Raw genomic sequence first — 11,832 nt, forward strand, 5'->3', positions numbered from 1 at the left:
GTGCTCCTCCTCGCGGTTCAGCTTGCAGCCGTACCTCTACGGCTCCTTGCGCGCCCGGCTGGGCTGCACGCGCGGCGGCTCGCCGGGCATCTTCGGGTAGTCGGGCGGAAACGGCAGCTCGCCGAGCCCACTCGCCAGGTCGCGTTGCCACCAGCCGAACAGCGTGTCGATGGTTCCCGGATGCTCGTTCATGGTCGCCCACGGGTCGCCGACGGTCTTCAACCGCTCGGGCACCGTGGTGATCGTGAAGACCTTCGGGTCGGTGGTCTCGAGCTCGTCCCACGTGATCGGCGTCGACACCGGAGCGTGCGCCAGCGCACGCGGGCTGTACGCCCCCGCCATGGTGCGGTCGCGGTTGGCCTGGTTGAAGTCGACGAAGATGCGTTCGCCGCGCTCCTCCTTCCACCACGCCGTGGTGACCTTCTCGGGCATCCGTCGTTCGAGTTCGCGGGCCGCCGCGATCACGGCGTGCCGCACGTCGAGAAACTCGCGCACCGGCTCGATCGGCGCGAAGACGTGCAGGCCGCGGTTGCCCGAGGTCTTGATGAACGCATCGAGCCCCGCCTCGGCCAGCACCGTGCGCAGCTCGAGCGCGGCCGGGATGGCGTCGTCGAAGTCGGTGCCGGGCTGCGGGTCGAGGTCGATGCGCAGCTGGTCGGGGTTGTCAGAGTTCTCGGCCCGCGACGGCCACGGGTGAAAGACGACCGTGTTCATCTGCACGGCCCACACCGCCGCGGCCGGCTCGTCGATGACGAGCTGCGGATGCGAGCGGGCGCTCGGGTAGATCACGGTGACGGCGCGCACGTACTCGGGCGCCCCGCGGGGCGGGTTCTTCGAGAAGAACTGCTCGCCGTCGATGCCCTCGGGAAACCGCTGCAGCGACAACGGACGATCGCCGTTGGCCGTGACGAACGCGTCGCCGACCGCGATGAGGTAGTTCGCCAGGTCGAGCTTCGTGATGCCCGGTTCGGGCCACAGCACCCGGCTCGGGCTCGAGAGCCGAACCTCGCGCGTGCCGTTCGGCCCGTCGACGCTGAGCGTCACTGCTTCGCTTGCCATGCCTCGACCCTACCGTCGGCGCCGCCGACGCAGAATGGGGCTGCGGCCCGGGTCAGGCCGGTCAGGCCGGCAGACCGAAGTGCGAGCGCAGGGTGCCGCCCTCGTAGTCGGTGCGAAAAAGGTCGCGGCGCCGCAGCTCGGGCAGCAGTTCGCGGTTCAGTTCGGCGACCGGGTCACCGCCCAGCAGCGTGAAACCGTCGGCGGCTCCCCCGCGAAACCAGCGCTCCATCTCGTCAGCCACGCTCTGCACCGTGCCGATGAAGGCGGCATGCGGGCCCGAGATCGCCGACCGGTCGAGAAACTCGGCGAACGTCGGCGGCTCGACAGGAGCCGGGTCGAAGGCCAGCCGGCGGTACACCTCGATGCGACTGCGTCTGCCGCCCCACTGCTCGACCCGCTCGCGGCTCGGAAACCGCCCTGGCGGAATCGGCTCATCCGGTGCCAGCCCCGTCAGGTCGAGTTCGGGAAACTCCACCTCCAGGTCTTTCAGGATGCTCGAGATGCGATGCTCGGTCACCGCCGCCGCACGAGCCGATGCCCACGCCTGGTCGTCGGTCTCGCCGAGGTAGAGGTGCACCCCGGGCAGCACGATCACCGACTCCTCGGCCCGGCCGGCTGCCACGGCGGCGGCTTTGGTCGCGGCGTAGTACTCCTGCGCGATGGTGAAGACGGGGGTGGCGGCGAAGATCGCCTCGGCGTTGCGCCCGGCGAACGAGATGCCCTCGGCCGATGCCCCGGCCTGGAAGATCACGGGATGCCCCTGCGGCGAGCGCGGAACATCGAGGGCCGCCTCGAGCGTGATGTACTCGCCGTCGACCACCACGTCGTGGATGCGCGACACATCGGCCCAGACACCCGCCCGGGCATCCGCCACCACCGCATCGGGCTGCCAGCTCTGCCACAGCGCAATCACGGCGTCGAGAAACTCCTGGGCACGGGCGTACCGCTCGGCCGGCGACGGCAGCGCGGCCAGGCCGAAGCTCTTCTCGGCGCTGAACGAGGTCACGACATTCCAGCCCGAACGGCCGCCGCTGAGCTGGTCGAGCGAGGCGAACTGCCGCGCCACATTGAACGGATAGTTGTACATCGTCGAGGCGGTGCCGATCAGGCCGATCGTCGAGGTCGTCGCGGCGATCGCGCCCATCACCGTCATCGGCTCGAACGGCACGGCCGGGTTGGCGGCGATGGCCGTGCGGTTCAGCCCGATGAAGTCAACGTAGAAGATCGCGTCGAGCTTCGCCTCCTCGGCCGCGCGGGCCCTGGCGATGTGCCGGTCGAGCGACACCACCTCGTCGACGTAGTGCGGCGACTCGCGCCATGACCGCGATTCGCTGATGAACGGCATCGTCGTCACGAGCGAGAGGTGCCGGCGGCGCTGCACGAAGGGCGGGGGTGGGGCCGCGCCGGAGGTCGACGCGCCGCTCATCGGGCGGGCATCCGAAACCGGGCGCCCGGATGATCGGCCCGCAAGTGCACCTGGCCGTCGCCGAACAGGCGCTCGCGCAGGGTGCCCGCCCCGTACTCGGTGCGGGCCAGTCCGCGCTCGCGCATCACGGGCAGAATGAGGTCGATCAGGTCGTCGTAGGTACCGGGCGTGATGTGCGGCTCGAGCAGGTAGCCGTCGATGCCGGTCGCCTCGGCGTACTGCTGCATCTGGTCGACCACCTCGGTGGGGGTGCCCGCCAGCACGAGCCCGCGCAGCCCCCGGGTGCGGAACTCGTCGAGAATCTCGCGCACCGTCGGCGCCGGCCGCCCCTCTGCGCTGCGAAAGCGGTCGATGTTGCTCTGACCCTGCTCGCCGTGCATCCCGTCGAGCGTCGACGACGGGTCGAGGTCGAGCAGGTTGATGCCCGTGTTCGCCGAGTACCGGATGGCCGCGCCCACGTCGCTCGAGTACACATACAGTTCGTCGAGCTTCTCTGCGGCCCCTTCGGGTGTCTCTGCCGTGAAGATCGAGAGGCCGACGAGGATCTTGATCGCGTCTCGGTCTCGCCCGTAGCCCTCTGCGCGGGTGCGGATGTCGTCGACCGCCTTCGCGACCTCCTCGAGCGTGGTGCCCTGCAGGAAGACGCACTCGGCGTTGCGGGCGGCGAACTCCCGGCCGCGGCCCGAACTGCCCGCCTGGAAGAGTACCGGCGTGCGCTGCGGCGACGGCTCGACCGGATAGGTTCCGGAGGCCTGGAAGAAGGGGCCGGAGTGCTCGATCGGGTGCACCTTGGCCGGGTCGGCGTAGACACCGGCGGCCTTGTCGACCTTCACGGCATCGTCTTCCCAGCTGCTCTCCCAGAGCGTCAACGACAGGTCGAGGTAGTCGTCGCCGGTCTCGTAGCGCACGTCGTGCGGGGTGAGCTCCTGCCCGAACATGCGGGCCGCCGACTCCATCGCCGAGCCCGTCACGATGTTCCAGCCCATGCGACCGTCAGAGAAGTGGTCGAGCGTCGAGAACCGGCGGGCGTTGGCGTAGGGGGGCTCGAACGTCGTCGAGGCGGTCACGACCAGCCCGAGCTTGTCGGTCACGGCCGCGAGCGCCGAGATGATCATCATGGGGTCCATGCGAACCAGCAGTGCCTCTTCGTGCGCCTCCGGCGGAACCGTTCCGGCCAGCGTCGGGTAGCCGTACGAGTCGGCGAAGAACAGGAAGTCGAGCCTGGCGTCTTCGAACCGCTTCGCCAGCTCGATCCAGTGGTCGAGCTCTTTGTAGTGGTGCGAAGCGTTCTGTGGGTGACGCCAGGCCGCCCCCGACATTCCGTTCGGGCTGAGCAGCTGGAAGATGCCCAGCGTGAGGGGCTTTGCAGGCACAGATGACACGTGATCTCCTCTGAATCGAAGTCGAGCGGGAGAAAGCCAAGTATTGAACTGAACAATTCAAAACCATATGCCCGTCACGTTTCGTGCAGATTACGCGTCGGTACGAAGAGCTTCAGTCGCGCCTCGATACCCTATGAACCATGGGTGAGCGAAAGAACGAACGCCAGAGACTGCTCTCCCTCGTCGGCGACCTGATTCTCGACGAGGGCGTCTCGGGGCAGAGCCTCAGCAGCCTGGCCCGCAAGATCGGGTCGAACAACCGCATGGTGCTCTACTACTTCGGGTCGAAGGAAGACCTGCTCGCCGAGGCCAGCCTCGAGGCGTTCATCCGGTTTCCCCTGCTGCGGCAGATGACGACCCGGCTCACGTCAGACCCGGGAACCCTCGAGCAGCGCCTCGACGCGGCGTGGCTGCAGATCAGCGACCCTGCGAACATCCCGTACCTGCGCCTGTTCTTCGAGGCGTTCGGCGTGGCCTCGCACAGCCCCGAGAAGAACCAGTCGCTGCTCACCACCATGGGCACCGACTGGGTGCAGGCGCTCGTCGGCGTTCTGCGCGCCGACGGCTTCGATGAGCCCACCGCGCGCCTCGTCACCGTTCAGATTCTCGCCCTCTGGCGCGGCCTGCAGTTCGACCTGCTGCGCGGCACACCCCGCGACACCCTCGACGCCGCCCACCCCGTGGCCATCCGCGGCCTGCTCACCGCCAACCGGGCGCTCACCGCCCTCTGACCGGGCAGGCCGTCACGCGGGCAGGGTGAGGGCGTTCCACTGCACGATGACCGGGGCGCCGTGCTCGTAGCCGAGAGCGCTGATGGTGGAGGTCGAAAGGGTGAAGATCTGGCCGCCGCTCGCGGGCAGCTCGACCCAGGCCGCCGCGAAGGCGCGCAGAATGTGGGCGTGCGCGAACACGAGGGCGTCGCCGCCCGACCGTGCCACGTCGCGCACCCGCGAGATGACCCGCAGCACGCGGGCCTGCACCTCGTCGGGTGTCTCACCGGGGGTCTGCCCCGGCGGCACGCCGTCTGTCCAGATGTTCCACGGCCCGCGCTCGGCCACGATGTCATGCGTGGTGCGGCCCTCGTAGGCGCCGTAGTCCCACTCGGCGAGGTTGGGGTCGACCTCCACCTGGTCGCCGTAGCCTGCCAGACGGGCGGTGGTGAGGGCACGGATGCGCGGGCTCGAGAGCACGAGGTCGAAGTGCCGGGCATCCAGCGCCGCACCGGTCGCGGTGGCCTGCTCTTCGCCGTGGGCGGTCAGCGGCAGGTCGGTGACACCGGTGTGCTGGCCGGTCAGGCTCCACGCGGTCTCGCCGTGGCGTACGAGCACGATGCGCCCGGGGGTCGCCGATTCGGTCTCAGGGGGCATGGTGGTGGGTTCCAGTCGTCAGCAGGTGCAGGGTTCTGATTCAACGGTATCGCTACTCGGCGGGCTGCTCCCCCTCGTGGGAATCCGTGCGGGGGCAGACCCTCTGCGTGTCAGCTGCGACGGCGAACGCCCGCGAAGATCAGGCCTCCGGCCAGCAGCACGACGGCGCCGAGCAGCCCGATCGGCCAGAGCGGCGCCGTGCCCGTCGCGGCGAGCGACGACGAACCGCCCGATGCGTCGGGCACGACCGGCACGACGGGTGTCGAGGTCGGCGTCGGCGTGGGAGCCGGTGTGGGCACGACCGGGTCGGGTGTCACCGCGGCGGCGAGGGTGTACTGCCCGAGCGAACCGTACTTCGGCGCGGCCGGCGTGCCGAACTCGGTGTTCGTCGCCATGTCGCCGAACCCAGTGCCCTCGATCGAGACGTCGTAGGTGCCCTGCGGCAGAGCAAGGGTGGTCTGGGCATCCGCACCGACGAGCGTGACCTCGGGGAAGACGCCGCCCACCGAGTCGGGCAGGTCGACGACGGCGACCACGGCACCGGTCGAATCGGTCACGGTGAGCGAGATGTCGAGGTTCGCCCCGATCGCGGCGGGGGTGGCGTGCAGGCTCAGAGTGCCGGCAGGCATGGTCAGCGCATACACGTCTGTGTCGGAGTTGGTGCTGATGATTCCGGATGCCGAACCGGCGTCATTCGCCAGAACGAGCGGCGTGGCGGTCGCAGCGGTGTCTCCCACGTCATCCGCGCGAAAGTCGAGCTTGCCGCTGTAGTAGGTGATGGAGGAGAGGCGCTTCGACGGGTCGTAGTCGCCGCAGATCGCGTACCCGTCGGCATCGAGCGAGTCGGGGGCCCAGTACACCCCGTCCTCCTGGCATTCGGCTCGATCGGAGGGCATCAGGTCTCCGCTGCCGACGGCGTAGGTCGAACCCTGGATCACCTTCGCCTCGGCCTGGTCGGTGATCACCGCGAGGTCGTCTTGGGCGGGATGGGTCGCACCGACGTACGCATTGTCTGACCAGCGAGCGAGGGGAACCCACGCCGGATTGCCCATCTCCGGCGCCCACAGACCGCCATAGGGCGTGTAGTACTCGTCGTAGGCCCCTGCGCCGTCGTGCCACCCGCTGTGCGCGAGCCCGAGCGAGTGACCGACCTCATGCGCCATGTCTGTCGCAATGTCTTTGACGTAGCCTTCCAGCTCACTGGCGACCACGAAGGTCTGGTTCTCGTACGGGTTTCCGAAGGAGTCGTAAATGCCTCCCCCGGGATGACCCGACGCGAGATTGATCCCCATCTGGTCTGCGGTCGTGTCGGTGAGAATGTCGGTGACCCCGTACCGCTGGTCGTCGGGCCCGCTGCGGTTCAGCGCATCATCGCCCGGGTACACGGTCGTCACGTCGACGTCGAACGGCGCGTAGATCTCCGCTACGCGCTCGAAGATCTCTGTGCGCCGCGCGACCGAATCGTCGATCGCCGCGCCCGAGTAGACGATCGGTGCGTTGGTGTGGTCGGGGCGTTCGAAGTTCCACCAGGTGTTCGTGAGGGTGCCGCCATCGAAGTTCAGCCAGATCGTCTTGGTCGAGTCGGGTTTGCTCGACAGCGCCACGAAGTTCGGGTTCGTGCCGGCCGGATCTGCCGGGATGCTGTGCGGCTGCTGGTCGGGCCGCAACGTCACCGGATCGCCTGCCGCCGGCGCCGGCTGGTCAGTGAGCAGCGGAGCGTCGTCGCCGTCGGGCGACGGCACGGCCGGAACGGGCGCCGCTGCCGAGAGTGCTGCCGCCTGAGCCGACATCGACCCGCTCACGACCAGCGCCGCGGCTGCGAGCGCCACCACGATCGAACAGACGGCCGTCGTGCGCGCGCGAACTCGTGCCACGATTCTCCCCACCCCCGGAGCACCGCTGCGCACCGCCGATCGGCGGGAGGCGCGACACCACACGCAAATGTACCGGGCACGAGCATCCGGGCGCTACCGCCCGTTCGGGGTTTGCGGATGCCCGACCTAGGCGGCCTGACGCGACGGCCCAGGCCTATCAGCCCCTGCCTCCCAGTCCCCGGTTACGAGCCCCGCCTCCCAGCCCCGGTTACCAGCCCGCGCCTCCCAGCCCCGACCGGCCCCGCTCAGTCGACCCAAGAGCTGCGGCCGAACCAGCCGCCGTAGCTCCGCCCCGGGTAGGAACCGTCACCCGAACTGCCCCGACCGCCGGAGTCGCGCCCGGGTGCCCGCGATCCGAGGTACGAGTCGACCACTGCCACCCCCAGGTCGTCGAGCTCGGGCGCCACCACGTACCCGTCGACCCGCTTCGCCATCTGGTCGATGAACCGGGCGAGACCGGGGTCGTCGCCGAGCCGGAAGATGGTCGTCTGCGCGCCGAGCCGCTTCGAATTGTCGAGCTCGCGCACCGAGGCGGCGATGGTCAGCGGATGCGGCGGGTACGAGAAGAACACCCGGCCGTCTGACTCGAGGTGCGAGGTGGGCTCGCCGTCGGTCACGATCAGCAGCACCGGTTGCGCGTTCGGGTGCTTGCGAAAGTGCCGATTCGCCAGCAGCAGGGCATGGTGCAGGTTCGTCCCCTTGTCCCACATGGCGTCGAGGGCGGTGAGCTGCTCGATGTCCATCACCTCGGCGTGCCGGCCGAACCCGATCAGCTGCAGGTGGTCGCCGCGAAACCGCGACTGGATCAGCGTGTGCAGAGCAAGCGCGGTGCGCTTCATGGGCACCCACCGGCCATCCATCGCCATCGAGAACGACGTGTCGACGAGCAACGCGACCGCCGCCTGGGTGCGGGTCTCGGTCTCTGAGACCTCGACGTCGTCGATGGTGATGAGCCGGCCCGAGCCGCCCTGCCCGTCGCCGAGTCGCCGCTGTACACCGTTCAGCACGGTGCGCGGAATGTCCCACGGCTCGGTGTCGCCGAACTCCCACGGTCGGGTGGCGCCCGACAGGTCTCCGGATGCCCCGGCCCGCCGTAGCTCGCGCTGACCCTGCCGCCCCGACATGCGTGTCGCCACGTCGCGCAGCAGCGCCTTGCCGAGCTGGCGCATCGCCTTCGGTGTGAGCTTCAACTGTCCAGACGAATCGTTGCGCAGGGTGCCGCTGGTGCGCAGCGCCTTCTCGAGGTCACGCAGGGTTCGGGCATCCACCACCGCCTCGTCGCCGAGCTGGCGGGCCAGCGCGTCGAGGTCGACGTCATCCATACGGGCGCCGCCGTACCCCTGCGAGAGCTGCTCGGCGAGCTGGTCGAGGTCGGCCAGGTCTTGCAGAACGCCGGTTCCGTCGCCGAGCCCGAGGCCCTGCTCACCGTCGAACCGCTCTGAGCCGCCCCAGTCTTCGCCAGGCCGCAGCGCCTGCAGGTTCGCGTCGAGCTGCGAGAGCTGCTGCATCAGTGCCGGCGAGCCGAACGCCTCGGCCGAGAGCTTCATCAGCTCGTCGCGTTGCTCGGGGCTCATCGAGTTGAGCATGCGCTGGGCCGCGGCGGCACGCTTGGCGAGCGAGTCGAGCAGCTCGTCGATATTCTCCGGATTCTCGGGAAACTGGTCGCCGTGCTTCTGCATGAACTGGTCGAAGTCGTCTGGGGTGTCTTCGCCGCGCTGGTGCTTCTCGAGCAGCTCGTTGAGGTCGGCGAGCATCTCGTTGATCGCCTCGCGGTCTTCGTCGGTGGCATTCTCGAGCGCCTGCTTCATGCCCGCGAAGCGCTGGTCGAGCAGCTCGCGACCGAGCAGGTCTTTGATCTTCTCGTAGTCGTCGCGTGCCTCGCGCGACTGCCAGTCGTAGTCACTCAGGTCGCTCACGGCGGCGCTCGGCGAGGCGGGCAGGGTCTCGAGGCGCAGCTCGGCGAAGGCGCGATCGTTGTCGTCCATCTGGGTGTCGCGGGCGAGCTGCTTGCGTTCGTTCAGCACTGCACGGTCGAGCAGCTCCTTGATCTGCTGCATGGTGCCGTCGAGGTTGTTGCGCTGCAACAGGTCGCGGCGCCGCTCGGCGACGCGGCGCGCCAGGTCGTCGAGCCCGGTCTGGTTCGGACTGCCCCGGCGCAGGAACTCCTGCATCGCGCGCTCGGGCGACGTTCCGCCCATCACGCTCTCGCCGATGGCGTCGAGCGCCTCGGCGATGTCGACGGGCGCGGCCAGCGGGTCGCCGCCCTCGTAGCGACGAAACCGGCGACGGCCGACGTGCGGCGTCTCAGTCACGGTCTGCTCCTGCCAGCCGAAGCGGGCGGCCTGCAGCCGGGGTGGTGCGCGTCTCAGCCATACACGGTCTCGATGCCGTCGGAATCTTTGCCGATCTTGCGGGCCAGGTACAGCCCTTCGAGGGCGAGTTCGATGGCCGCGGCCCGCTCCCCTTCGTTCGCCGCGCCGAGCCGGGCGTACACGTCGTCGTAGAGCTCGGACTCGCCGAGCACCGGCAGGCCGCCGAGCACGTCGTGGGCGGTCATCCGCTCGCCCGTCGTCACCATGGCGCCGTCTTCGATGGCGTCGACCAGGGGTGCGAAGTCGATGCCTTTCATGTGCTCGCGCACGGTGTCGGCGGTGGCCACCCGCAGCAGGTGGGTGAGCACCTCCTGCTCGCGACCCTCTTCGCCGCTCTCGAACTCGATCTTGCCGCCGAGCACGTCGACCGCCGTCTCGAGGTCGACCACTCGGGCGACGGCGTCGTTCTCGCCGGTCACCGCCGCGCGGTGCAGCGCCGCGGCCGCGATCGTCTCGGCGCCGGCGATCGCGAACCGGGCACTGACGCCGCTGCGCTGGTCGACCGACGACGAGCCGCGCAGGTTGCGGGTGAATCGGGCCAGAATCTCGATGAGATGGTCGGGCACCTCTGCCACCAGGTCGGCCTCCTGACGGATGACCGCCACCTCGGCCACGAGCTCGGTCGGGTAGTGCGTGCGAATCTCGGCACCGAACCGGTCTTTCAGCGGAGTGATGATGCGCCCGCGGTTCGTGTAGTCTTCGGGGTTCGCGCTGGCCACGACGAGAACGTCGAGCGGCAGGCGCAGCACGTAGCCGCGAATCTGGATGTCGCGCTCCTCCATCACGTTCAGCATCGCGACCTGGATGCGTTCGGCGAGGTCGGGCAGCTCGTTGATCGCGACGATGCCGCGGTGGCTGCGCGGAATCAGGCCGAAGTGGATGGTCTCGGGGTCGCCGAGCGAGCGCCCGTCGGCCACCTTCATCGGGTCGACGTCGCCGATCAGGTCGGCCACACTCGTGTCGGGCGTGGCCAGCTTCTCGACATAGCGTTCGCTGCGGTGCCGCCACGCGACGGGCAGCCGGTCGCCGAGCTCGAGCGCGCGGCGCTGCGAGGCGTGGGTGATGGGCTCGTACGGATGCTCGCCCAGCTCCGACCCGTCGATGACCGGCGTCCACTCGTCGAGCAGCCCGGCGAGGGTGCGCAGCAGGCGCGTCTTGCCCTGGCCGCGTTCACCCAGCAGCACGATGTCGTGCCCGGCGAGCAGCGCCCGTTCGAGCTGCGGAATGACGGTGTTCTCGAACCCGTGCAGGCCCGGCCACGGGTCGACCCCCGCGCGGAGCTTCGCGAGCAGGTTCTCGCGGATCTCGTCGCGCAACTGCTTCTGCTGATGGCCGGAGGCGCGCAGCTCTCCGACGGTACGGATGGTGGGTACCTCGAACGCCTCGTCGGTCACCCTTTAAGGCTAAGCCTGCGCGGGGCCGCCTCGCCCGAGCGCGCAGAATTCGCTCAAAAACTCTGGGAGAGCATCCAGCCCGCCGTCACGCGTTCGAAACGTGGCCGCGGCGCCGCGCAGTAGTGCACGGAGCTACCATGCGGCCATCTTCGCGAAATGATATAATGTCATTTATTGCCCGACAGAACTCCGTATACTTACTTATACGTAAACTATCGATGCCGTAAGGAGGCGAAATGGCAGAGAACGGGTTGATCGCCAACGCTCGGCGGGCGCAGGGCCTGACCCAACAGGCGCTCTCCAGGCGCACAGGTATTGCCGAGACCGCGGTGTCCTCCATCGAGAACGGGCGGGATGCGCGGCTCAGCACCGTCGAACGACTACTGGCGGGCGCCGATCACAGCCTCATCGCCATCCCATCCACTCGCGCCGGGGCGGCCGACGTCGCCGGTGACATCCGCTCTGCCGTCAAGGCGAGGCGTCCCGACGTCGCGGCGCGAAGCTTCATCCAGCTGAACGACAACCTGGCCGCTGAGCACAACGAGAGCCGGTACGGGCTCGGCCTGACAGAGCCGGCACCGACCGGCAACAAGCGCTGGGATGCTGCGCTTGCCGGGCTCGTTGCGTTCCGTCTGCGCGAAGAGGGTTTCCCTCCCCCAACGTGGACCACGCGCGACTCGAGGCACCTGAAGAAGGCGTGGACATTCACGTCGGGCACCTACCTCACTCCCGTGCGGAGATCAGCAGTGCCGCCCGACTTCCTCGAGCGTGGAGTTCTGATCGACGCCGCCAGCCTCCGCAGCGTCTGATGGCGGCGACCCTCCTCTCTCGCCAAGACCTGGTTCGCGGCCTCACCGAACTGGTGGCGAGGCTCCAGTCGCAGAATGAGCCTGCGAGCATCCGCATCGTCGGGGCGCCATGGTGAACGCGATTCTCAGGCGGGGTCTGCCGCGAGTGC

The 11,832-nt window shown here is 68.9% G+C and carries 9 protein-coding genes; 2 read left to right on the forward strand and 7 right to left on the reverse strand.

From position 1 onward, the window contains the following. Positions 1-36 precede the first annotated feature (36 nt). From ligD to V3W46_RS02790, 3 genes are all read right to left on the reverse strand, one after another. Complete coding sequence (gene ligD, locus V3W46_RS02780; RefSeq protein WP_331781565.1) at positions 37-1,059, reverse strand: non-homologous end-joining DNA ligase; 1,023 nt, start codon at positions 1,057-1,059, stop codon at positions 37-39. 61 nt (positions 1,060-1,120) lie between these two features. Next, on the reverse strand, positions 1,121-2,485 hold the full coding sequence (locus tag V3W46_RS02785; RefSeq protein WP_331781566.1) for an NtaA/DmoA family FMN-dependent monooxygenase: 1,365 nt from the start codon (positions 2,483-2,485) through the stop codon (positions 1,121-1,123). Next, positions 2,482-3,867: an NtaA/DmoA family FMN-dependent monooxygenase gene (locus tag V3W46_RS02790; RefSeq protein WP_331781567.1), complete on the reverse strand. Its 1,386-nt coding sequence runs from the start codon at positions 3,865-3,867 to the stop codon at positions 2,482-2,484. The genes V3W46_RS02785 and V3W46_RS02790 overlap by 4 nt, the downstream gene beginning before the upstream one ends. A gap of 140 nt (positions 3,868-4,007) precedes the next feature. Here V3W46_RS02790 and V3W46_RS02795 point away from each other — a divergent pair, with 140 nt between their 5' ends. Beyond that, complete coding sequence (locus tag V3W46_RS02795) at positions 4,008-4,598, forward strand: TetR/AcrR family transcriptional regulator (protein WP_331781568.1); 591 nt, start codon at positions 4,008-4,010, stop codon at positions 4,596-4,598. Positions 4,599-4,610: 12 nt separating this feature from the next. Here V3W46_RS02795 and V3W46_RS02800 read toward each other — a convergent pair whose 3' ends face one another. The 4 genes from V3W46_RS02800 to V3W46_RS02815 all read right to left on the reverse strand — a co-directional run bounded on the left by V3W46_RS02800 (position 4,611) and on the right by V3W46_RS02815 (position 10,874). Beyond that, positions 4,611-5,234 (reverse strand): histidine phosphatase family protein, encoded by a 624-nt coding sequence (locus tag V3W46_RS02800; RefSeq protein ID WP_331781569.1) that lies wholly within the window; start codon positions 5,232-5,234, stop codon positions 4,611-4,613. A gap of 110 nt (positions 5,235-5,344) precedes the next feature. Continuing rightward, positions 5,345-7,108, reverse strand: a complete 1,764-nt coding sequence (locus tag V3W46_RS02805; protein WP_331781570.1) for a M57 family metalloprotease — start codon at positions 7,106-7,108, stop codon at positions 5,345-5,347. Positions 7,109-7,353: 245 nt separating this feature from the next. Continuing rightward, a complete protein-coding gene (locus tag V3W46_RS02810) occupies positions 7,354-9,420 on the reverse strand; it encodes a VWA domain-containing protein (RefSeq protein WP_331781571.1) in 2,067 nt (688 codons plus the stop codon). 53 nt (positions 9,421-9,473) lie between these two features. Then, on the reverse strand, positions 9,474-10,874 hold the full coding sequence (locus tag V3W46_RS02815; RefSeq protein ID WP_331781572.1) for a magnesium chelatase: 1,401 nt from the start codon (positions 10,872-10,874) through the stop codon (positions 9,474-9,476). A gap of 236 nt (positions 10,875-11,110) precedes the next feature. On the opposite strand from V3W46_RS02815, the gene V3W46_RS02820 reads away from it, so the two are divergent. Continuing rightward, positions 11,111-11,683, forward strand: a complete 573-nt coding sequence (locus V3W46_RS02820) for a helix-turn-helix domain-containing protein (protein ID WP_331781573.1) — start codon at positions 11,111-11,113, stop codon at positions 11,681-11,683. Positions 11,684-11,832: the final 149 nt, after the last annotated feature.

The organism is Subtercola sp. YIM 133946, assembly GCF_036553535.1.
GTDB lineage: Bacteria > Actinomycetota > Actinomycetes > Actinomycetales > Microbacteriaceae > Subtercola.